Annotated in this window: 19 protein-coding genes and 1 tRNA gene; 14 read left to right on the forward strand and 6 right to left on the reverse strand. The window is 68.1% G+C overall.

Annotated elements, in window-relative coordinates:
- Complete coding sequence (locus BST38_RS14280; RefSeq protein WP_083144040.1) at positions 1-786, reverse strand: hypothetical protein; 786 nt, start codon at positions 784-786, stop codon at positions 1-3.
- A gap of 136 nt (positions 787-922) precedes the next feature.
- Here BST38_RS14280 and BST38_RS14285 point away from each other — a divergent pair, with 136 nt between their 5' ends.
- From BST38_RS14285 to BST38_RS29355, 3 genes are all read left to right on the forward strand, one after another.
- On the forward strand, positions 923-2,749 hold the full coding sequence (locus BST38_RS14285; RefSeq protein ID WP_083144039.1) for an alpha/beta hydrolase family protein: 1,827 nt from the start codon (positions 923-925) through the stop codon (positions 2,747-2,749).
- An 89-nt stretch (positions 2,750-2,838) separates the two neighbouring features.
- Positions 2,839-3,042: a hypothetical protein gene (locus BST38_RS14290; RefSeq protein ID WP_083143982.1), complete on the forward strand. Its 204-nt coding sequence runs from the start codon at positions 2,839-2,841 to the stop codon at positions 3,040-3,042.
- 36 nt (positions 3,043-3,078) lie between these two features.
- Complete coding sequence (locus BST38_RS29355) at positions 3,079-3,234, forward strand: zinc metallopeptidase (protein WP_147261095.1); 156 nt, start codon at positions 3,079-3,081, stop codon at positions 3,232-3,234.
- Between the two features lie 20 nt (positions 3,235-3,254).
- On the opposite strand, the gene BST38_RS14295 is transcribed toward BST38_RS29355, so the two are convergent.
- Positions 3,255-3,869: an SACE_7040 family transcriptional regulator gene (locus BST38_RS14295; RefSeq protein ID WP_083143983.1), complete on the reverse strand. Its 615-nt coding sequence runs from the start codon at positions 3,867-3,869 to the stop codon at positions 3,255-3,257.
- A 94-nt stretch (positions 3,870-3,963) separates the two neighbouring features.
- Here BST38_RS14295 and BST38_RS14300 point away from each other — a divergent pair, with 94 nt between their 5' ends.
- The 5 genes from BST38_RS14300 to BST38_RS14320 are packed head-to-tail and all read left to right on the forward strand — an operon-like array spanning position 3,964 to position 9,968.
- Positions 3,964-5,514: a carboxyl transferase domain-containing protein gene (locus BST38_RS14300; RefSeq protein ID WP_083143984.1), complete on the forward strand. Its 1,551-nt coding sequence runs from the start codon at positions 3,964-3,966 to the stop codon at positions 5,512-5,514.
- 2 nt (positions 5,515-5,516) lie between these two features.
- Positions 5,517-7,499: an acetyl-CoA carboxylase biotin carboxylase subunit gene (locus BST38_RS14305; protein ID WP_083144041.1), complete on the forward strand. Its 1,983-nt coding sequence runs from the start codon at positions 5,517-5,519 to the stop codon at positions 7,497-7,499.
- Complete coding sequence (locus tag BST38_RS14310; RefSeq protein WP_083143985.1) at positions 7,496-8,656, forward strand: acyl-CoA dehydrogenase family protein; 1,161 nt, start codon at positions 7,496-7,498, stop codon at positions 8,654-8,656. The genes BST38_RS14305 and BST38_RS14310 overlap by 4 nt, the downstream gene beginning before the upstream one ends.
- On the forward strand, positions 8,653-9,168 hold the full coding sequence (locus BST38_RS14315; RefSeq protein ID WP_083143986.1) for a MaoC family dehydratase: 516 nt from the start codon (positions 8,653-8,655) through the stop codon (positions 9,166-9,168). Before BST38_RS14310 ends, BST38_RS14315 begins: the two co-directional genes overlap by 4 nt.
- Positions 9,165-9,968, forward strand: coding sequence for an HpcH/HpaI aldolase/citrate lyase family protein (locus BST38_RS14320; RefSeq protein ID WP_083143987.1), 804 nt, complete (start codon positions 9,165-9,167; stop codon positions 9,966-9,968). The genes BST38_RS14315 and BST38_RS14320 overlap by 4 nt, the downstream gene beginning before the upstream one ends.
- 2 nt (positions 9,969-9,970) lie before the next feature.
- On the opposite strand, the gene BST38_RS14325 is transcribed toward BST38_RS14320, so the two are convergent.
- The 3 genes from BST38_RS14325 to BST38_RS14335 form a co-directional block, all read right to left on the reverse strand.
- Positions 9,971-10,723, reverse strand: coding sequence for an enoyl-CoA hydratase (locus tag BST38_RS14325; RefSeq protein ID WP_083143988.1), 753 nt, complete (start codon positions 10,721-10,723; stop codon positions 9,971-9,973).
- A 5-nt stretch (positions 10,724-10,728) separates the two neighbouring features.
- Entirely contained in the window at positions 10,729-11,505 is a 777-nt protein-coding gene (locus BST38_RS14330) for an acyl-[acyl-carrier-protein] thioesterase (protein WP_083143989.1), read from the reverse strand.
- 92 nt (positions 11,506-11,597) lie between these two features.
- Positions 11,598-12,005, reverse strand: coding sequence for a hypothetical protein (locus BST38_RS14335; RefSeq protein ID WP_083143990.1), 408 nt, complete (start codon positions 12,003-12,005; stop codon positions 11,598-11,600).
- Between the two features lie 91 nt (positions 12,006-12,096).
- Here BST38_RS14335 and BST38_RS14340 point away from each other — a divergent pair, with 91 nt between their 5' ends.
- The 3 genes from BST38_RS14340 (at position 12,097) to BST38_RS14350 (ending at position 15,638) form a co-directional block, all read left to right on the forward strand.
- Entirely contained in the window at positions 12,097-12,879 is a 783-nt protein-coding gene (locus tag BST38_RS14340; protein WP_083143991.1) for a TetR/AcrR family transcriptional regulator, read from the forward strand.
- 53 nt (positions 12,880-12,932) lie between these two features.
- The gene (locus BST38_RS14345; protein ID WP_083143992.1) at positions 12,933-13,793 is read left to right on the forward strand and encodes an alpha/beta fold hydrolase; all 861 of its coding nucleotides are present in this window, start codon (positions 12,933-12,935) and stop codon (positions 13,791-13,793) included.
- A 237-nt stretch (positions 13,794-14,030) separates the two neighbouring features.
- Positions 14,031-15,638, forward strand: coding sequence for a hypothetical protein (locus tag BST38_RS14350; protein ID WP_083143993.1), 1,608 nt, complete (start codon positions 14,031-14,033; stop codon positions 15,636-15,638).
- A 7-nt stretch (positions 15,639-15,645) separates the two neighbouring features.
- Here BST38_RS14350 and BST38_RS14355 read toward each other — a convergent pair.
- Positions 15,646-15,718 (reverse strand) — tRNA-Arg (locus BST38_RS14355).
- Between the two features lie 97 nt (positions 15,719-15,815).
- Between BST38_RS14355 and BST38_RS14360 the strand changes: the two genes are divergently transcribed.
- The 3 genes from BST38_RS14360 to BST38_RS14370 are packed head-to-tail and all read left to right on the forward strand — an operon-like array spanning position 15,816 to position 21,303.
- A complete protein-coding gene (locus BST38_RS14360; protein ID WP_083143994.1) occupies positions 15,816-17,300 on the forward strand; it encodes a wax ester/triacylglycerol synthase family O-acyltransferase in 1,485 nt (494 codons plus the stop codon).
- Between the two features lie 26 nt (positions 17,301-17,326).
- Positions 17,327-18,955 (forward strand): HAD-IB family hydrolase/lysophospholipid acyltransferase family protein, encoded by a 1,629-nt coding sequence (locus BST38_RS14365; protein WP_110781757.1) that lies wholly within the window; start codon positions 17,327-17,329, stop codon positions 18,953-18,955.
- Positions 18,952-21,303 carry a glycerol-3-phosphate 1-O-acyltransferase gene (locus tag BST38_RS14370; RefSeq protein WP_083143996.1) on the forward strand — a complete coding sequence of 784 codons (2,352 nt, stop codon included), beginning with the start codon at positions 18,952-18,954 and terminating at the stop codon, positions 21,301-21,303. The genes BST38_RS14365 and BST38_RS14370 overlap by 4 nt, the downstream gene beginning before the upstream one ends.
- The last annotated feature ends 11 nt before the right edge of the window (positions 21,304-21,314 follow it).

The following is a 21,314-nucleotide window of genomic DNA, read 5'->3' on the forward strand; positions in this document are numbered from 1 at the left end:
CTACCCGGTCGACGTGCAGATGGTCAGGCCGACACCGGTGCTCAGGTCCATCTGCACACCGTTGACCGAGATCGAGCACGTCACCTCTCGGCCGACGTTGATGATGCTGATGCTGGCCGACGTCTCGCCCGGCTGCGGCAGCGCCACCTCCTTGCTCCACGGCAGCATCACGTTGAACTCGGTCTGCAGCAGCCCGCCGGTGTCGACGTAGGTCAGGTTGATGGCCCGGCCCTGGCCGTCGACGGTGTAGACGACGGAGTCGGTGGCCCCCCGCGTCGTGGGCGGTTTGAGCGGTGTCGTCGGGCCGGTCGGAAGCGTGGGCAGCGGCGCCACCGGGGTGGACGGCCTCGTGGTGGTGCGCGGCGCGCGGGTCGTGGGCGTCGGAGACGGGGTGCTCAGCGACGGCTCCGGTACCGACGGCAGCGGGGCCACCACCGTCTGCTGCCGCGAGCTGTTGACGATCACGAGCGCGATCACCAGACCGATGACCAGGACCACGGCGACGCCTGCGACGACCCACAGCCAGCGGGGTGACTTCGGGTCCTGCTGCGGCGGCTCGGCGCCGTAGCCCTGCGGGTTGGGGGGCGGGTACTGACCCGTCGCGTACGGGTCGTAGCCGTACGGCGGGTACGCGGGAAGGCGCTCGGTGGGTTGCGGAGCCTGCGCCGGCTGCTGATACGGCGGTCCGTACGGCGTCTGACTGGCGTAGGCAGGATCGGAGTATCCGGAGTACCCGGAGTTGCGGTCACCCCATTGATCGCTGCCGCGGTCAGGTGAATCTTTCATGCCCACCTCATGGCTGCGAGGGTACCTGTGCGGCCGCTCAGAGCCGTCGAGCACCGGCCGACCCGGCGGCGCCGGGGCCGACCGTGCACAATCGGGAACCGTGGCAGAACAGGTCCGCCGGATTTACGGCGCGTCGATGTCACCTGACGCCACCGCGTTCGCCCACCTCGTCGACGACGGCGGGTATCCCCGGGCGGTCCAGCGGTTCCTGCGCGGGTGGCGCGCGAGCTCGTCGCGCGACGTCGAGCTGCCCGTCGACGGCCCCGTCACCCGCGTACTGCACTCCGCCGACGGGCACTGGCTGGCCTGCCAGGTCGCGCCCGAAGGCAGTACCCGTAGCCAGATCTGGGTTGTCACAACGGATCCCGATGACCGCGCGGCCCGCCGGATCGACTATTGGCCGTCCGGGGTGGAGGGCACCGCGGAGCTGATCGGGTGGGACGGCACGCTCGTCGCGGCGATTCTGACCGGTGAGGACGGTGTCGGCAGCTCCTGCCTGATCGATCCCTCGGGTGGGCCGACCACCGTGCTGGACCGCCGCTCGGGTGGGCGCCTGGTCGACGCGTGGGCCGGTGCCTCGCTGGTGCGGGTCGGTCCGCGCGGCTACCGCGACCTGATCATGCTGCGTGGACTGGTCGAGACCGGGCTGCTGCCCTATGACCCAGGTTCCACCACCGACACCGGTGTGATCCTCGACGACCACCACCCCAGACGGCTGCGCACCGGCCCCGACGGGGAGCACTTCGCGCTGTACCAGCCCGCCAAGACCTACGACGTCAACAGCACCGAGGGCTACGTGCGGGCACTGATCCGCAGCGAGAACGGCGCCGAACACGCGCGGCTGCTCGAGGTGAGGGTGACCGCGGAGGGCGTCACCTACCAGGTGGTGGCCGAACGGCCGGGTTGCGAACTCGACGAGTTCACCGTCAGCGACGACCTGTCGACGGTGGCTCTGCTGTGGAACCTGCACGGCGCCAGCGAATTACAGATTCTCGAATACGCCGACGGGACGCTCTACGATCCGATCCCGCTGCCGGGCATGGTGGCCAGTGAGCTCAGCATCAGCGCCGGCGGGTCGATGCTGGCGCTGACCGTCGAAGGTCCGTCGAACCCGCCGACGGTGGAACTGGTCGATCCCCGCAGCCGGGAGTGGCAACTCGTCGACCGCGAACCCTCCAGCGGCCCGGTGTCGGCCGATCCGACCTTGGAGACCATCACCGCCCGCGACGGCATGACCTTCAGCGGATGGCTGTTCACGCCGCCCGACGGCGTCGAGACGATCGGCGCGATGCTGTTCCTGCACGGCGGACCCGAAGGGCAGGGCAGACCCGGGTACAACGAGTTCTTCCCGGCGCTGCTCCAGGAGGGAATCTGTGTCTTCCTGCCGAACGTGCGCGGCTCGGGGGGATTCGGCCGGTCCTTCATGCACGCCGACGACCGCGAGCGCCGGTTCGCCGCGATCGACGACGTCGCCGATGCGGTGCGGTTCCTGGTCGACGGTGGTCACGCGCCCGAGGGCAAGGTGGCGTGCTGCGGCTGGTCCTACGGTGGCTACCTGACCCAGGCCGCATTGGCGTTCCACCCCGACCACTTCGCCGCGGGCATCAGCATCTGTGGCATGAGCGACCTGAACACCTGGTACCGCAACACCGAACAATGGATCGCCGCGGCGGCCTATCCCAAGTACGGGCATCCGGTCAGCGACCAGGATCTGCTCGAACGGCTGTCCCCGCTGCCGCGCGCCGAGGCGATCACCGCGCCACTGCTGCTCGTGCACGGCCTCAACGACACCAACGTGCCGCCGAGCGAGTCGCAGCAGATGTGCGAAGCGCTGAGCGCGCTCGGACGCAAGGTCGAACTGCTGACCTTCGACGACGACGGCCACGAGATCGACAAACGGGAGAACCGCGCGGTGTTGCGGCGCGCGATGTGCGATTGGCTCACCGCGGCATTCGCTCGATGACCTGTCCGAGCTGAGGTTTACCGGAATTTTCCGCGGGGTAAAACCTTGCTGCGCGCCACTTCCGGGCGCGCAGACCAAGGAGGCACACAATGCGAGGAATTCTCGGGGTCATTGTGCTCGTCTGGTTGTTGATCGGCGTGTTCGCCGCGTATCAACGCGATTACTTCAGCGGTAGCGAAACGAATTGCGCCACAGCCGGAAGCATCGCATTGACCGTCGTGGCCGGGCCGCTGAACTATGCGGGCGTCAACCCGAAAGTCACCGAATGCAACGTCCCGCAACCCAGTCAGTAGAACGCTGATTGGCCGACCGGAAAGAAATGGACTGACATGATCGTCTTCGGAGCGATTCTGCTGCTTCTGGGATACCTGTTCAGCATGCCGATCCTGTTCTACATCGGCATCGTGCTGCTCGTCATCGGTGCGGTGTTCTGGATCCTGGGATCCGTTGGCCGCCCGGTCGCGGGTCGCAGAGCCTGGTATTAGCAGGCGGACTCACTCGACGCCTAGCTGTTTGCGGCCGAGGTCAGCGCCGCGACCGTCATCTCCCGTAAGACGGTGCGCGAGCTGGCCTCGGCCGTTTTCGTCGCTCCCGGCTTCATGCTGTGGGCTGTCGAGTTGAGCAGACCGAACGTTCCGTGGGCCATCACGCGAGCAGCGGTCTCGGTCAACAGGGGATCGCGCCGCTGCAACACGTCCACCCAGATCTCGACGTACTGCCGCTGTTTACGCCGCACCTGACGCTTCGCCACGGGCGGCAGGTTGCCCAGGTCGCGGTCCTGGATGCGGATCAGGTCGGACTCGTCGAGGGCGAAGTCCAGATGGAAGTCGATCAGGTTCTGCAGCGCCGAGTCCGCGTCGGCGGCGGCGTCGACCACTTCGGTCGCACCGGCCAGCAGTCGGGTGCTGATCCCCACCAGCAGCTCCGACAGCAGGGCCTCCTTGTTCGGGAAGTGCCGGTAGATCGCCGGGCCGCTGACCCCGGCAGCGGCGCCGATGTCCTCGAGCCGCACCGCCAGATAGCCGTGTTCGGCGAACAGCCGCTCGGCCGCGGCGACCAGCTGACCACGGCGATCGGACTTCGCCCTGCTGCGTGGCGAGGCCGCATCCGTGGAAGCCATGTGACGAACCTCCCGCCGATGGTAGACACCAACAGTTAATGATGATTAACATACCACTCGGTTAGTCGCCATTAACTATAAGGTGGGTTCAGCGATGGCAGCGCGGGCATCTCATCGCGACGATCACGTCGCGCTGGTCGACCAGTTGCGGGCCAAGCTCGCCGCGGCGGCGCTCGGGGGTCCCGAACGGGCCCGGGAGCGCCATATCAGCCGGGGCAAGCTGCTCCCGCGCGATCGCGTCAACGGCCTGCTCGACCCCGGCAGCCCGTTCCTGGAACTGGCGGCGCTGGCCGCTGACGGCATGTACGACGACGAGTGCCCCGGTGCGGGCATGATCGCCGGCATCGGCCGGGTGTCCGGGCGTGAATGCATGATCGTCGCCAACGACGCGACGGTGAAGGGCGGCACCTACTACCCGGTCACGGTCAAGAAGCACCTGCGCGCCCAGGAGATCGCGCTGCAGAATCTGCTGCCGTGCATCTACCTGGTCGACTCGGGCGGGGCGTTCCTTCCGCGCCAGGACGAGGTGTTCCCCGACCGCGAGCACTTCGGCCGGATCTTCTACAACCAGGCGACCATGAGCGCCAAGGGAATCGCGCAGATCGCCGCGGTCCTGGGCTCCTGCACCGCCGGCGGCGCGTACGTCCCCGCGATGAGCGACGAGGCCGTGATCGTGCGCAACCAGGGCACCATCTTCCTCGGCGGGCCGCCGCTGGTGAAGGCCGCGACCGGAGAGGTGGTCACCGCCGAGGAACTCGGTGGCGGGGATCTGCACTCGAAGGTCTCCGGGGTCACCGACCATCTCGCCCACGACGACCGCGACGCGCTGCGGATCGTGCGCCGCATCGTCGCGACGCTGGCACCGAAAGCCGCGCCGCCGTGGGAGGTGGCACCCGCCGTCGCCGCGGTCGCCGACCAGACCGAGCTCTACGACGTCGTGCCCGTCGACTCCCGGGTGCCCTACGACGTGCACGAGGTGATCACCCGCATCGTCGACGGCGGCGAATTCGGGGAGTTCAAGGCCGAGTACGGCACCACGCTGGTGACCGGCTTCGCCCGCATCCACGGCCACCCGGTCGGGATCGTCGCCAACAACGGGGTGTTGTTCGGCGAATCCGCGGTCAAGGGTGCGCATTTCATCGAGCTGTGCGACAAACGCAACACGCCGCTGCTGTTCCTGCAGAACATCTCGGGATTCATGGTCGGACGCGACTACGAGGCCGGCGGCATCGCCAAGCACGGCGCGAAGATGGTCACCGCGGTGGCGTGCGCGCGGGTGCCGAAGCTGACCGTGGTGATCGGCGGATCCTACGGGGCGGGCAACTACTCGATGTGCGGACGGGCGTATTCGCCGCGCTTCCTGTGGATGTGGCCGAACGCGCGGATCTCGGTGATGGGCGGCGAACAGGCCGCGTCGGTGCTGGCCACCGTGCGCGGCGATATGACCCCCGAGGAGGAAGAGGCGTTCAAGGCGCCGATCCGCGAGCAGTACGAGAGCCAGGGCAATCCCTACTACTCCACCGCACGGCTGTGGGACGACGGCGTCATCGACCCCGCCGACACCAGAGACATTGTGGGATTGGCACTTTCGGTGGCAGGCCAGGCTCCGCTGGAGCCGGTGTCCTACGGCGTCTTCAGGATGTGAACATGTTCGATACGGTTCTGGTGGCCAACCGCGGCGAGATCGCGGTCCGGGTCATCCGCACGCTGCGCTCGATGGGGATCCGCTCGGTCGCGGTGTTCAGCGACGCCGACGCCGGCGCCCGGCACGTCCGGGAGGCCGACGTCGCGGTCAACATCGGGCCCGCTCCGGCGCGACAGAGCTACCTGTCCGTCGACGCGCTGCTGTCCGCGATCGAGCGCACCGGCGCGCAGGCCGTCCATCCAGGATACGGATTCCTTTCGGAGAACTCGCAATTCGCCGATGCGCTGAAGTCCGCGGGGGTGGTGTTCATCGGCCCGCCGGTCTCGGCGATCGAGACCATGGGCGACAAGATCTCGGCCAAGGCGGCCGTCTCGGCGTTCGGTGTCCCCGTAGTTCCGGGGATCTCGCGGCCCGGGCTGAGCGACGACGATCTGATCGCCGGCGCGCCGGAGATCGGCTTCCCGGTCCTGGTGAAACCGTCCGCCGGCGGCGGCGGTAAGGGGATGCGGGTCGTCCAGGAAGCCAGTGAGTTACTCGCCGCCCTCGTCTCCGCCCGCCGCGAGGCGGCGTCGGCGTTCGGTGACGACACGCTGTTCCTGGAGCGGTTCGTGCTCAACCCGCGCCACATCGAGGTGCAGGTGCTCGCCGACAACCACGGCAACGTCGTGCATCTCGGTGAGCGGGAGTGCAGCCTGCAACGTCGCCACCAGAAGGTGATCGAAGAGGCGCCGTCGCCGCTACTCGATCTCGACACCCGCGCGCGGATCGGCACCGCGGCTTGCGACACCGCACGCAGTGTCGACTACACCGGGGCGGGAACCGTCGAGTTCATCGTCTCCGCCGACCGGCCCGACGAGTTCTTCTTCATGGAGATGAACACCCGCCTGCAGGTCGAACATCCGGTCACCGAGATGGTGACCGGACTCGACCTGGTCGAGCTGCAGGTCCGGGTCGCCGCGGGGGAGAAGCTGCCGATCGAGCAGCACGACATCCGGCTCGACGGCCACGCGATCGAGGCGCGGGTGTACGCCGAGGATCCCGCGCGCGGATTCCTGCCCACCGGCGGCGATGTCGTCGGTCTGCGGGAACCGGCCGGGCCCGGCATCCGCGTCGACTCCGGGCTGCGGGTCGGCACCGTGGTCGGCAGCGATTACGACCCGATGCTGGCCAAGGTGATCGCGCACGCCGCCGACCGTCCGGCCGCACTGCGCGCGCTCGATGCCGCGCTCGCCGACACCGCGGTGCTCGGGCTGACCACCAACGTGGAGTTCCTGCGCTTCCTGCTCGCCGACCGCGACGTCGTCGCCGGGGACCTGGACACCGGGCTGCTCGACCGGCGGCTGCCCGATTTCGTGCAGGCGCTTGCCTCCGACGACGATTTGATCGCCGGGGCCGCCTACCGCTGGCTGCGGTCCTGGCCCGTGACGCCCGCAGACCCCTGGGAGGTGCCGTCGGGCTGGCGCATCGCCGGCCGCGCACCCACCACCGTCCGGTTGCACGCCGGTGAGCGCACCGACCACGTCTGGCTCACCGGCACCCCCGACAACGCGACCGCGACCGTCGAAGGCGGGGAAACCCGAACGCTGCGCGCGGAATTGGACGGCGACCGGCTTGCGGTCACGATCGACGGACTGCGCACCGACTACACCGTCGCCGAGGCCGGACACCAAGTGTGGCTGGCCGGCGCCGGACGCGTCGCGATGATCGAGGAGGTCCGCGAGGCGCCGGTGCGCCCCGACGACGAACACAGCGGAGACGCCGAACTGACCAGCCCGATGCCGGGCGCCGTGGTCGCCGTCGGCGTCGAGGACGGGGCGACCGTCGCGGCGGGGACCGTGGTGGTCACCGTCGAGGCGATGAAGATGGAGCACGCGTTGTCCGCACCCGTCGACGGGGTGGTGGAACTGTTGGTCGACGCGGGCGAACAAGTCAAGGTGGGTCAGGTCCTGGCCCGCGTAACGGCAAGCAAGGAGCCGCAATCATGACCGAATTTCTCGCGACCGGGACGCTGCCCGACCACTACGCGGAGCTCGCCAAGACGGTGCGGGACTTCGCTCAGAGCGTCGTCGCGCCCGTCGCGGCCAAACACGACGAGGAACATTCGTTTCCGTACGAAGTCGTTTCCGGCATGGCCGATATGGGCCTGTTCGGGCTGCCGTTCCCCGAGGAGTACGGCGGCATGGGCGGAGACTACTTCGCGCTGTGCCTGGCGCTCGAAGAACTTGGCAAGGTCGACCAGAGTGTGGCGATCACGCTGGAGGCCGGTGTCTCCCTCGGGGCGATGCCGGTGTACCGGTTCGGCTCCGAGGACCAGAAGCAGGAATGGCTGCCGCTGCTCGCCAGCGGCAAGGCGCTCGGCGCGTTCGGTCTGACTGAGGCGGGCGGCGGCAGTGACGCGGGCGCGACGAAGACCACCGCCAAACTCGACGACGGCCACTGGGTTATCAATGGCAGCAAGCAGTTCATCACCAACTCCGGCACCGACATCACCAAACTGGTCACCGTCACCGCGGTCACCGGCGAGAACAACGGCAAGAAGGAGATCTCGTCGATCCTGGTGCCGGTCCCGACCCCCGGCTTCACCGCCGAGCCGGCCTACAACAAGGTGGGCTGGAACGCGTCGGACACCCATCCGCTGAGCTTCGACGACGTCCGAGTTCCCGAGCAGAACCTGCTCGGTGAGCGTGGCCGCGGCTACGCGAACTTCCTGCGGATCCTCGACGAGGGCCGGATCGCGATCGCGGCGCTGTCGGTCGGTGCCGCGCAGGGCTGTGTGGACGAAAGCGTCAAGTACGCCAAGGAACGTGAGGCCTTCGGCCGCCCGATCGGCAGCAACCAGGCGATCGCGTTCAAGATCGCCCGGATGGAGGCCCGGGCCCACGTCGCGCGCGCCGCGTACTACGACGCGGCCGCACTGCTGTTGTCGGGCAAGCCGTTCAAGAAGCAGGCCGCGATCGCCAAGATGGTCGCCAGCGAGGCCGCGATGGACAACGCCCGTGACGCCACCCAGATCTTCGGCGGCTACGGTTTCATGAACGAGTACTCGGTGGCCCGGCACTACCGCGATTCGAAGATCCTCGAAATCGGCGAGGGCACAACGGAAGTGCAGTTGCTGCTGATCGGACGGGAGCTCGGGCTGTGAGCGCAGCGGACGATCGAGGCGACGCACCGAAGAAGATCGTCGTCCAGCGAGGGCTGTGGTTCGAGGAGTTCGAGACCGGCGTGCTCTATCAGCACCGGCCCGGACGCACCATCACCGAGGCCGACAACGTGTTGTTCACGACGCTGACGATGAACACCCAGGCGCTGCACCTCGATGCCGCGTTCTCGGATGCGTTGCCGCCGTTCCACCAGCGGCTGGTCAACTCGATGTTCACGCTGTCGACGCTGGTCGGCCTGTCGGTCGCGCAACTGACCCAGGGCACGATCGTCGGCAACCTCGGGTTCGGTGAGGTGGCCTTTCCGAAGCCTCTGTTCCACGGCGACACGCTGTACGCCGAGACCGAGGTCACCGACAAGCGGGAATCCAAGAGCCGCCCGGGGGAGGGGATCGTCACCTTCAGCCACGTCGGGCGCAACCAGCATGGCGATATCGTGGCGACGGCATCGCGGAAGACCATGGTGCGCAAGCGACCCGAAGGAGATGCGCAGTGACCCTGGCGCCTGGGACGGCGTGGCTGTTCTGCCCCGCGGACCGACCGGAACGATTCGAGAAGGCCGCCGCGGCTGCCGATATCGTGATCCTCGACCTGGAGGACGGGGTGGCGGCCAAGGACCGGCCGGCGGCCCGCGAGGCGTTGGTGAACACCCCACTGGATCCGCAGCGGACCGTGGTGCGGGTCAACCCCACCGGCACCGCCGATCACGAACCCGACCTGGAGGCCGTCTCCCGCACCGCGTACACCACGGTGATGCTGGCCAAAACCGAAGCGCCCGAACAGGTCAGCGCGTTGGCGCCGTTGGACGTGATCGTGCTGATCGAGACGCCGCTGGGGGCGCTGAACGTCGTCGAGCTGGCCCGGGTGGACAACGCGTACGCGCTGATGTGGGGCGCCGAGGACCTGTTCGCCGCGCTCGGCGGGACGGCGAACCGCTACCCGGATGGCTCCTACCGCGAGGTCGCCCGCCATGTCCGGTCCCAGACGCTGCTGGCCGCCAAGGCCTACGGGCGGGTCGCGCTGGATTCGGTGTTCCTCGACATCAAGAATCTCGACGGGTTGCGCGCCGAGGTCGACGACGCGGTCGCCGTCGGCTTCGACGGCAAGGTCGCGATCCACCCGACGCAGACCGCGGTGATCCGGGGCGGCTACACACCGACCGAGAAGGAAGCGGACTGGGCGCGACGGGTGCTGGCCGCGGCGCGGACCGAACGCGGCGTGTTCCAGTTCGAAGGCCAGATGGTCGACATGCCGGTGCTACGGCGTGCCGAGAGGATCGTCGCGCTGGCGCCCTAGGTCTACTTCCGCTTGGCTGCGGCCAGCCGCGCCGCGAACTCGGGCGATTCGATCGACGTCGCCTGCGGGACGATCTCGATGTCGACCGCGAGGCGGTGCTGCTCCAGGTCGTCGGTGCCCGGATGGGCGGTGGCGCGCATCGAGGCCTTCGTGGCCACCACGACGTCGCGAGGCGCACCGGCGGGCCCGGCGGCCAGCTCGCGCGCACGGGCGACCGGGTCGTCGGCCACTTCGAGGGCGAGTCCGTGGCGGACGGCGGCCTCGGCGTCAAACCGCATCCCGAACAGCAACGCGGCGCGGGCCGCCTGCGGGCCGGTGATCCGCTGCAGCATCCAGGTCGCGCCGCCGCCGGGATGGATGCCCAGTTTCTGGAAGCGCGGGTCGAACATCGCATGGGGCCCGGCGATCCGCACATCGGCCGCCAGCGCCAGATTGAGCCCAGCGCCGACGGCGGCACCGTTGACCGCCGCGATCGTCGGAAGGCTGCACTGCGCGACGGCCAGGAAGCCGTCGTAGATCACCCGCAGACCGTCCTCGGTCGCCGCGCCCAGTGCGGTCAGGTCGGCACCGGCGCAGAACGCCTTGCCCGCCCCCGTGACGATCACCGCGTGCACGCCCGGGTCGGCCTCGGCGGCGCTGACGGCGGCCCGCAACGCGGCCGAGATCTCCGCGGTCACGGCGTTGCGCCGGTCGGGATCGTTGATGGTGATGACGGCGACGCGGTCGGTGACCTGCATCAGTACCAGTTCGGACACGGGGCTCAGCCTAACGACAGCGTGCGCAGCACAGCAGCGGCCCGCACCTCGCCGTCGACGGTCAACGCGATGTCGACGCGGGGTGCGTCGTCGCGGCGGCGCCACGCGATGACGACGTCCTCGCCGTACTTGATCGGCTTGCGGTATTCGACCACGGTCCGGTACGGCGCGGTGCCGATGTCGGGAACGCGGGCGGCCACCTCGTGGATCGCGTGCCAGTACGCGGTGTTGGTGACGTGCTCGAAAAGGTCGATGTCGGTGCGCCGCAGGGCGAACGGCGTCGTCTGGTCGGCGTCGGTCAGGTTGTCCAGCCACGGCCGCCACTTGAGCCGATGCTGGTCGGTGGTACTGGAGAACCGTTCGATCAGCGAGTCGGTGGCCCGTTGCGGCGTCAGGGTTTTCGCATTGATCGCGATCCAGAACCCCTCGGTCTCGATGCGCCCGCCGTCGCTGCCGACGAGGTCGACGCGCATCGTGCACCACCGCGTCGACAGCGCCGAGCACCAGCGGCTGAACGTGATCTCGTTGGGGAACTCGATCGGTTCGATCACGTCGATGACGGTGCGCTGCACCAGCCAGTGCGGGTGCGCCTCGGCCTCGCCGGCGTCGACGAGGTTCTCCGCGCCGACTTCTTGGATGTAGCGCGCGACGCCGTCGAGGCGAAGCGTCAGGTCGCTGCCGATGTCGCCGGTCGCGACCCGCCACGCGGTGCGGTAGACGTAGCCGGAGTCCGGTTGCACGACCTGTCGCTGGTCGAGTGGGCCGTCCGGGCTGGTGGGCATCGAGGCCAGCCTACGGGCGGGGCTAGGCCGCGAGTCTGAACCTGTGCGCGACTTTCCGGCCGGATCTCGCCAACGAGTTCAGAATCGGCGGGTCAGAACTCGCCCCAGCCGCCCTGCACCATCGTCTGGAACCTCCACGCGCCGCCCGATTTCACCAACAGATCGCCGTAGCGCACCTGGTGGCTGAACTCGCCCGCGGTGATGGTGGCGTCGGTGATGACGAACACCAGGTTCTCGTTGATGAAGTGCGGTGTGCGCACCGACTCCATCGACACGTCGCCGGCGTCGCCGAGTTGTTCGGTCATCTGCGCGACGAACTTGGCTCGGTCACAGGATGCGGCGTAGCCGTCGGTGACCTCGTTGAGCGGGAACATCGCCTGATCGGCCATCGCCTCGATGTCTTTGGCGACCGCCAGCGCGTCGTAGTTCGCGAACCAGGACATCACCTCCTCGACGTCAGCGGCGGACGGGGTGAAGGCGGCCTGGGCAGGTAGCGACATCGTCGATCCTCTCGATCTGATTCCGTACAACGTACGGTGTACAACGTACGGGAAAATTGTCGACTCGGCCAGGTCCATTACGATCGGCCGGATGAGCCCGCCTTCCGTGCCGGAACGCAGCAGCGCCGGGGACCCGGCACGCACGCTGGAGTTGCTCTGGCGCGCATCCGGTGAGCCGCGCACCGGCCGGGGGCCGAAACAGCGGACCAGCGTCGACTCGGTCGTGGCCGCCGGGATCGAGATCGCAGACGCCGACGGGCTGTCGGCGGTGACCATCCGCGCCGTCGCGGCCAAGCTCCGGATCGCGCCGATGGCCACCTACACCTACGTTCCCGGCAAGGCCGAACTCTTCGACCTGATGCTCGACACGGTCTACGCCCAGATGCCGCGCGCGGACCTGTCGGGAATGCAATGGCGGGACAGGGTTTCGGTCATCGCCGCGGAGAATCGCGCGATGTTCGACGCGCATCCGTGGGTCGCGCACCTGGCGACCACGCGGCCGCCGCTCGGTCCCGGGATGGCCGCGAAGTACGAACACGAGCTGCGCGCGTTCGACGGTCTCGGACTCAGCGATCTCGACATGGACTCCGCGCTGACGTTCGTGCTCGGCTTCGTCACCTCGGTGGCCCGCATCGCCATCGACACCCGAAATGCGCAGGCCGACAGCGGCATCAGCGACCAGGCGTGGTGGGAGCGGGCGGAACCCCTGCTGGCCGAGGTGTTCGACGCCGAGAAGTTCCCGCTCGCGGCACGGGTGGGGGCGGCCGCAGGCCACGCACACGACAGCGCTTACAGCGCGGATCACGCGTTCACGTTCGGTCTGGCCCGGGTGCTCGACGGCCTGCAACCCGTGATCGACCGCGCAGCGCGATGAGGTAAGCGGGCGCCCAGCGGGTACAGGGCAGAGCAGTCGAGGGAAGGACATTCATGACTGCGATCACCGCCTACCGTGGCCCGCTGCGCACCACCGATCTCTACGTCGACGACACCGGGGGACAAGGACGCCCCGTCGTGCTGATCCACGGCTGGCCACTGCACAGCGGATCTTGGGCGGCTCAGGTGGACGTGCTGCACGGCGCGGGCTACCGCGTCGTCACCTACGACCGGCGCGGCTTCGGGCGCAGTGACAAACCGTTGGTCGGCTACACCTACGAGAGCCTGTCCGACGACCTGTCGGCGCTGCTGGAGGAACTCGACCTGCGCGACGTGACGCTGGTCGGGTATTCGATGGGCGGCGGTGAGGTGGCCGCCTATTGCGCGCGCAAAGGGGTCGAGCGGATCCGCAGCGCGGTGTTCGCGGCGTCGGTCACGCCGTTCATGTCGACGCGTAAGGACAATCCGGACGGCCCGCTGGGCGCGACGGACGCGGCGAAGATGGCGGCGGCGCTGACCGCGAACCAGGACGCGTTCTACGAGCAGTTGATGACCGACGTCTATTCCGTCGACGGCGAACTCAAGGTCGACGAGGAACAGCGGCAGGAGGCGCTGCGGATGTGCGGCGACGCAAGCAAGGTGGCGGCGCTGGCGTGTATGGCCGCGTTCGGCGGCACCGACTTCCGTGAAGACCTGCCCAAGGTCACCGTGCCGAGCCTGGTCGTCCACGGCGACCGCGACACGACGGTGCCGTTCGAGGGCTCCGGAAAACGCACGCACGAGGCGCTTCCGGACAGCCGGCTGCACGTGATCGCCGGAGGACCGCACGGCATCCCGGCCACCCATGCCGGCGAGTTCAACGAGGTGCTGCTGAAATTCCTCGCCGAGGACTTCGGTAAGCAACAGCTGGTCTGACCCGGCTTCCGGAATTTCCGGAATCGTCAGAGGTGTTGCTGGGTTTGAGTTACATTGACCCCGACGCGGGACGTCCTCAACGCTGCGGAACGAGTCGGGGGGTTCATGGTGGGTAACAGGCTGCCGCAATCAGGCACTGCTCCACGACAATTCAGATCAAGCGCACCGTCGGCACCACTGCGCGGCAGACATGCCGCCACCTGGCTGACCGCGTGGGCGCTGACCATCGGGCTCGGCATGGCATTGCTGAGCGGTGCGGCCGTGGCCGCGGCCGACACCGAATCCGGCGGCTCGACGGGGGACACCGCCAGCGTCGGCTCGAGCGGCGCCGATGGCGCGGATCGGGCGGGTACCGACTCCGGCAGTGAGTCCGTCACCGGTCACCGGCAGTCGCGCAAAGCCGCAGAGGGCACGCTGCTGCGGCAGTCCTCGCCGGGCCGTGGCGCGGAACCGGCAGCCGACGACAGCGCAGACAGTGACGACACCGACGTCACCGACGACAGCGACGTCACTGACGTCAGTGACGACGACCCCTCCGACTCCGGCGATTCCACCGAGGTGACCCCGGTCGACGAGGTCGTGGTGGCAGATCCCGAGGTGACCGACGACGTCGTCGAGGTCGTGGAGAACGGCGCACCTGCGGCCCCGGTCGCCTCCGGGGGTGCGACACCGCGTGCCGGTCCGGCCACCGCGGCCCCCGACGCTCGTCCCGACGGCGCTGTCGCCGGCGCGCAGTCGCCGAACTCGTGGTGGGACACGCTGATCCGCGACCTCACGTACACCTTCTTCAACAAGGCGCCGACTCTGTCGCCCACCGACAACGTCGAGGTCGCCCCGGGCGTTTTCACCGGGAAACTCAACGGCCAGAGCAACAACGGGCTGACGCTGAGCTACAGCATCAAGGAGCAGCCGAAGCTCGGCACCCTGATCATCGACCAGGAGACCGGCACCTACACCTACACCTTCGACCCGGCGGACTTCGACGAGGACACCACGGATTCGTTCGTCATCGGCGCGGACAACGGCGAGGAGGCCCGCCGTCCCGGTCTGTTCGGGATCGTGCAGCTCGTCATGCACAACATCGCGATCGGCCTCGGACTGTCCCAGCGTGACACCACCGAATCCACCTTCAGCGTGACCGCGAGGAAGGTCGAAGAGGAGATCGAGGTTGCCGTTCGCGGAACGGGCTTCTACGGCAACGTGTCCAACAAGAAGTACTGGGCGGAACAGAATTACGCCGACAACTGCATGCTGATGTCGATTCTGATGATCGAAAGCCAGTTCACCGGGATACTGCCGACCCGGGCCCTCGAAGAGGCGATCGTCGCGCAGGCGAAGTTCACGCCCAGCGTCGTCGATCCGTCCAAGATGATGTACCTCGGGGACGGCAACGAGGATGGGGTCAAGTCCGAGGATGCGGTCGCGCTGCTGCAGATCCGTGGCAACGACGCGGCGCTGAAGTACTTTCCCAACAAAGACGACGATGCCACCTTCTACGACGGCCTGGACGCGCTCGATTTCGTGAGCAAATGGCTCCTGGGTGGCAACGGCGTGATCGCCGGAGTGAACAACCAGACGATCTGGGACGCCACCGACAACGAGGGGACCCCGGGGGCCGACCGCATCAACGCCAACCACGGCGTGGTCGTGATCGCGGTGGACACCCACAACGGCAAGGTCTATCTCAACGATCCGGGGGTCTCCGGAGGCAAGGGCCTGGTGGTACCCCTGGGGGCCTTCATGTGGGCGTGGCAGAGCGAATCGTTCGAAACGATCGCGGTCGAGCGTCCGCTGACGCAGACCGGGTACGCCGCGCACAGTGACCAGCTGATCCTGGTCGCCTGACCAAAAGCGCCCCCGGCAGGGATCGAACCTGCGACCGACCGCTTAGAAGGCGGTTGCTCTATCCACTGAGCTACGGAGGCAACGCCGGGGAAGTCTATCGCGTGGCGGGAGCCGGTCTGGTCGGCAACGGCGCTTAAAGCCACTCCTGTCACAAACGTGCCGACTAGTTTGGTGCACATGAGCAACGCGCCGGACTTCGATGCGGCCGGACTCCCGGAGGAACTCAGCCCGCTCGACCAGATCCTGCATCGTGGCGAGGCCAATCCGCGCACCCGCTCGGGCATCATGACCGTCGAATTGCTCGACACCACGCCGGACTGGGACACCTTCCGGACCCGCTTCGAGCATGCCTCGCGCAAGGTGCTGCGGCTGCGGCAGAAGGTGGTCACACCGACGCTGCCCACCGCCGCGCCACGCTGGGTCGTCGACCCGGACTTCAACCTCGATTACCACCTGCGCCGGGTCCGCGTCCCCGAGCCCGGCACCGTGCGCCAGGTCATGGACCTCGCCGAGATCGCGGCACAGTCCCCGCTCGACATCTCCCGGCCGCTGTGGACCGCCACCCTGATCGAGGGCGTCGAGGACGGGCAGGCCGCCCTGATGGTGCACCTGAGCCACGCCGTCACCGACGGCGTCGGCGGAGTGGAGATGTTCGCCAACCTCTACGACCTCGAACGGGACCCGCCCCCGCAGCCCGTACCGCCGCTGCCGGTGCCGACCGACCTGTCGCCGAACGACCTGATGCGCAACGGGCTGAACCGGCTGCCCGGCACCATCCTCGGCGGCGTGCGCGACGCGTTCGTCGGTTCCGTCAAGGTGGCCGGCCACGTGGTCCGCGACCCGGTGACCCGGCTGGGCAGCGCCTTCGACTACGCGAGGTCGGGGGTCCGGGTGGTCGGCCCGTTCGCGACCCCGTCGCCGATCCTGCGCCGGCGCAGCCTGTCATCGCGCAGCGAGGCCATCGACATCGAGTTCAGCGAGCTGCACCGCGCGTCGAAAGCCGCGGGCGGCTCGATCAACGACGCCTATCTGGCGGGTGTGTGCGGCGCGCTGCGGCTCTACCACGAAGCCATGGGGGTGCCCGTCGACACGCTGCCGATGGCCGTCCCGGTGAACCTGCGCCGGGAGGCCGACCCGGCCGGCGGGAACCGCTTCGCCGGGGTCAACCTCGCGGCGCCGATCGGCCTGTCCGACCCCGAGGTCAGGATCAAGGAGATCCGCGCGCAGATGACCAGCAAGCGCGAGGAGCGTGCGATCGATCTGGTCGGCGCGATCGCACCCGTGGTCAGCCTGCTGCCAGACTCCGTGCTGGAAACCATGGCCGGGTCCATCGTCAACGCCGACGTGCAGGCCAGCAACGTCCCCGTCTACGCCGGGGACACCTTCATCGCCGGTGCGAAAGTGTTGCGGCAGTACGGCATCGGGCCGCTGCCCGGTGTCGCGATGATGGTGGTGCTGGTGTCGCGGTCGGGCTACTGCACCATTACCGCCCGCTACGACCGTGCCTCCGTCACCGACCAGGACCTGTTCGCGCGCTGTCTGCTCGCCGGATTCGACGAGGTCTTGGCCCTCGGCGGCGACGGCCGGGCCGTACCCGCGACATTCAGCGTCCCCGAGACACCTTCATCCACCGCCGAACCGAACAGGAGTGGCCCGCAGTGACACCCGACTTGTCGGCGAACCGGCAGATGCGTCTTCCCGGCTCGGTCGCCGAAATCCAGGCAAGCCCACCGGGGCCGGAGATCGGCGCATTCTTCGATCTCGACGGCACTTTGGTGGCCGGCTTCACCGGCGTCGTGATGACCCAGGACCGGTTGCGGCGCAGGCAGATGTCTGTCGGTGAGTTCATCGGCATGGTGCAGGCCGGCCTCAACCATCAGCTCGGGCGATCCGAGTTCGAGGACCTGATCGGCAAAGGTGCGCGGATGCTGCGCGGCAACTCGGTCGCCGACATCGACGAACTCGCCGAGCGGTTGTTCGTCCAGAAGATCGTCGGCCGGATCTACCCGGAGATGCGCGAGATCGTGCGGGCGCACATGGCCCGCGGACACACCGTCGTGCTCAGCTCGTCGGCGCTGACCGTCCAGGTCGAGCCCGTCGCCCGCTTCCTGGGCATCGGCAACGTGCTGAGCAACAAGTTCGAAACCGACGAGGACGGGCTGATCACCGGAGAGGTGACGCGACCGATCATCTGGGGGCCCGGAAAGGCCCGTGCGGTACAGGAATTCGCCGCCGCCAACAATGTCGACCTGTCGCGCAGCTACTTCTACGCCGACGGTGACGAGGACGTCGCACTGATGTACCTCGTCGGCAATCCGCGGCCCACCAACCCGGAGGGCAAGATGGCCGCTGTCGCGGCCAAGCGTGGTTGGCCGATCCTGAGGTTCAGCAGCCGCAGCGGCAGCAGTCCGGCGTCGCAGGTGCGCACCGCCCTCGGCGTCGCGTCGATGGTGCCGATCGCGGCCGGCGCGCTCGGTGTCGGAATCCTGACCCGCAACAAGCGCACCGGGGTGAACTTCTTCACCTCGATGTTCGGGCGCACGCTGCTGGACACCGTCGGGATCAACCTGCAGGTGCTCGGGGAGGAGAACCTGACCGCGCAGCGACCCGCGGTGTTCCTCTTCAACCACCGCAACCAGGCCGATCCGCTGATCGCCGGGCGGCTGGTGAAGGACAACTTCACCACGGTGGGCAAGAAGGAACTCGAGAGCGATCCGGTCGTCGGCACCATCGGCAGGATCCTCGATGCCGCCTTCATCGACCGCGACGACCCGAGGAAGGCGGTCGAAGGGCTGAAGAAGGTCGAAGAGCTTGCCCGCAAGGGGCTTTCGATTCTGATCGCACCCGAGGGCACCCGGCTCGACACCACCGAGGTCGGCGAGTTCAAGAAGGGGCCGTTCCGGATCGCGATGTCGGTAGGCATCCCGATCGTGCCGATCGTCATCCGCAACGCCGAGGTGATCGCCGCCCGCGACTCCAGCACCTTCAACCCCGGCACCGTCGACGTCGTCGTCTACCCGCCGATTCCGGTCGACGACTGGACTCAGAAGAACCTGCCCGAACGGATCGAGGAGGTCCGGCAGCTCTACCTCGACACGCTGAAGGACTGGCCGCACGACGAGCTGACATTGCCGGATCTGTACAAGCGGTCCGCGCCGGCGAAGAAGACAAGTGCGAGAAAGGCTCCCGCGAAGAAGAAGGCGCCGGCCAAGGCCGCACCTGCCAAGGCCGCCAAGGCCACGCCCGCCAAAGCCGCCAGACCTGCCAAGGCCACCAAGGCCACCAAGCCCGCCGGTGACGACAAGGACCGGTCATGAAGTTCCGCGCCGACGAGATCGCGGCGTATTCGGCGGTGGGGGACACCCTGGTGCTGGCGTCGGTGTCGTCGCCGGCCGAGGAAGCCCTACTCGCCGACTGGCTCGCCGAGCAGCGCACCGCCCATCCCGAGTCGAAGATCGAAGTCCTCAAACTGCCCGCCGACGACGATCCGCCCCCGGCGGTGCTGGCACAGCTCGTCGAACTGCTCCAAGCCGACGACGACCGCTCGGTCGTCCCGGTCCGGGTGTTCTGGGTGCCGGGCGGCCTGCCCACCCGGTCCAAGGTGGTCGCGCTGCTCTCCGGCCGTGACACCTACTGTCCGCCGAAGGCCATTCAGCACAGCATCCTCAAACGGGACCCGTCCCGGGCACGCGTCGTCGCGGGCGAACCCGCGAAGGTGTCCGAGCTGCACGAACGGTGGAAGGACACCACCGTCGCCGAAAACCCCAGGGAATTCGCCCGATTCGTGCTGCGCCGGGCGATCCTGGCCATCGAGCGCGTCGAGCTGCGGCTGCTGGGTCCCGAATACAAATCCCCTCAGCTGATCAAACCGGAGGTGCTGTCCTCGGCGCGGTTCCGCGAAGGCCTGGAGAAGATCCCGGACGCCACGGTCGAGCAGGCCGGCGAGATGCTCGACGAACTGTCCACCGGGTGGAGCCGGTTCTCGGTCGACCTGATCCCGTCGTTGGGCCGGGCCATCTTCAGCCGCGGTTTCGATCCCAACATCGACTACGACCGCGCCGAGATCGAATCGATGCGCCAGGCGTTGGAGACGCATCCGGCGGTGCTGCTGTTCTCGCACCGGTCCTATCTCGACGGGGTGATCGTGCCCGTCGCGATGCAGGAGAACCGGCTGCCGCCGGTGCACACCTTCGCCGGGATCAACCTGTCGTTCGGCTTCATGGGTCCGCTGATGCGCCGCTCCGGCGTCATCTTCCTGCGCCGCACACTCGACGACCCGCTGTACAAGTTCGTGCTGCGCCAGTTCGTCGGCTACATAGTCGAGAAGCGGTTCAACCTGTCCTGGGCGATCGAGGGCACCCGGTCGCGGACCGGAAAGATGTTGCCGCCCAAGCTCGGTCTGCTCGCCTACGTCGCCGACGCCTACCTGGACGGACGCAGCGACGACATCCTGCTGCAGCCGGTGTCGATCAGTTTCGACCAACTGCACGAGACGGCCGAGTACGCGCGGTATGCCCGCGGCGGGGAGAAGACCCCCGAGGGGCTCTCGTGGCTGGTGAATTACATCAAGGCGCAGGGCGAACGTAACTACGGCAAGATCTACGTCCGTTTCCCCGAAGCCGTGTCGATGCGCGAATACCTCGGCGAGCCGCACGGTCCGATGAGCACCGATGAGGCCGCCAAACGCCTCGCGATGCAGAAGATGGCGTTCGCGGTGGCCTGGCGGATCCTGCAGGTCACGCCGGTCAACGCGACCGCTCTGGTGTCGGCGCTGCTGCTGAGTACCCGCGGCATCGCGCTGACCCTCGACCAGTTGCACCACACCCTGCAGGATTCGCTGGACTACCTTGAGCGCAAACAGGTTCCGATGACCAACAGCGCGCTGCGGCTGCGCACCCCGGACGGGGTCCAGGCCGCGCTCGACGCGTTGTCGGGCGGGCATCCGGTCACGCGCACCGACAGCGGCCGTGTCCCGGTGTGGAACATCGCGCCGGAAGACGAGCTGCAGGCCGCGTTCTACCGCAACTCGCTGATCGACGCGTTCCTGGAGACCTCACTGGTCGAGTTGGCCCTCGCCTACGCCGCGCGCACCGAGACCGACCGGCTGGACGCGTTCTGGACCCAGGTGATGCGCCTGCGGGATCTGCTGAAGTTCGAGTTCTACTTCGCCGATTCCGCCGCCTACCGCGAGCACGTGGCCGAGGAGATGTCGTGGCATCCCGACTGGGAGGGTGCGGTCGAGGAGGGCGGTGAGCGCATCGACGCGCTGCTGGCCGAGAAACGGCCCGCGATCGCCGGGCCGCTACTGCGGCCGTTCTTCGAGGCCTACCAGATCGTCGCCGACGCGCTGATCGACGCACCTGCCGAGATCTCCGAGAAGGATCTGACCGCCAAGGCGCTCGGTCTCGGCAGGCAGTACCTGGCGCAGGGGCGGGTGCAGAGCACCGAATCGGTGTCGGCGCTGCTGTTCACGACGGCCCGTCAGGTCGCCGCGGACCAGCATCTGCTCGAACCCGCCGCCGACCTGGCCGATCGGCGGCGAGCCTTCCGGACCGAGCTGCGCGGCATCCTCAAGGACATGAACACCGTCGACCGCTGCGCCCGCAGGCAGTTCTTCGCGCGTGAGCGCAGCCGGTGGCAACTACGCAACGACCCTGTGTCGTAGATCGCCTTCGA

The organism is Mycolicibacterium parafortuitum (assembly GCF_002086815.1).
Taxonomy (GTDB): domain Bacteria; phylum Actinomycetota; class Actinomycetes; order Mycobacteriales; family Mycobacteriaceae; genus Mycobacterium; species Mycobacterium parafortuitum.

Excerpts from the sequence above, each read along its gene's own strand:
- BST38_RS14280 (WP_083144040.1), bottom strand. The coding sequence starts at position 786 with ATGAAAGATTCACCTGACCGCGGCAGCGATCAATGGGGTGACCGCAAC.
- BST38_RS14285 (WP_083144039.1), top strand. The coding sequence starts at position 923 with ATGTCACCTGACGCCACCGCGTTCGCCCACCTCGTCGACGACGGCGGG.
- BST38_RS14290 (WP_083143982.1), top strand. The coding sequence starts at position 2,839 with ATGCGAGGAATTCTCGGGGTCATTGTGCTCGTCTGGTTGTTGATCGGC.
- BST38_RS29355 (WP_147261095.1), top strand. The coding sequence starts at position 3,079 with ATGATCGTCTTCGGAGCGATTCTGCTGCTTCTGGGATACCTGTTCAGC.
- BST38_RS14295 (WP_083143983.1), bottom strand. The coding sequence starts at position 3,869 with ATGGCTTCCACGGATGCGGCCTCGCCACGCAGCAGGGCGAAGTCCGAT.
- BST38_RS14300 (WP_083143984.1), top strand. The coding sequence starts at position 3,964 with ATGGCAGCGCGGGCATCTCATCGCGACGATCACGTCGCGCTGGTCGAC.
- BST38_RS14305 (WP_083144041.1), top strand. The coding sequence starts at position 5,517 with ATGTTCGATACGGTTCTGGTGGCCAACCGCGGCGAGATCGCGGTCCGG.
- BST38_RS14310 (WP_083143985.1), top strand. The coding sequence starts at position 7,496 with ATGACCGAATTTCTCGCGACCGGGACGCTGCCCGACCACTACGCGGAG.
- BST38_RS14330 (WP_083143989.1), bottom strand. The coding sequence starts at position 11,505 with ATGCCCACCAGCCCGGACGGCCCACTCGACCAGCGACAGGTCGTGCAA.
- BST38_RS14335 (WP_083143990.1), bottom strand. The coding sequence starts at position 12,005 with ATGTCGCTACCTGCCCAGGCCGCCTTCACCCCGTCCGCCGCTGACGTC.
- BST38_RS14340 (WP_083143991.1), top strand. The coding sequence starts at position 12,097 with ATGAGCCCGCCTTCCGTGCCGGAACGCAGCAGCGCCGGGGACCCGGCA.
- BST38_RS14345 (WP_083143992.1), top strand. The coding sequence starts at position 12,933 with ATGACTGCGATCACCGCCTACCGTGGCCCGCTGCGCACCACCGATCTC.
- BST38_RS14350 (WP_083143993.1), top strand. The coding sequence starts at position 14,031 with ATGGCATTGCTGAGCGGTGCGGCCGTGGCCGCGGCCGACACCGAATCC.
- BST38_RS14360 (WP_083143994.1), top strand. The coding sequence starts at position 15,816 with ATGAGCAACGCGCCGGACTTCGATGCGGCCGGACTCCCGGAGGAACTC.
- BST38_RS14365 (WP_110781757.1), top strand. The coding sequence starts at position 17,327 with ATGCGTCTTCCCGGCTCGGTCGCCGAAATCCAGGCAAGCCCACCGGGG.
- BST38_RS14370 (WP_083143996.1), top strand. The coding sequence starts at position 18,952 with ATGAAGTTCCGCGCCGACGAGATCGCGGCGTATTCGGCGGTGGGGGAC.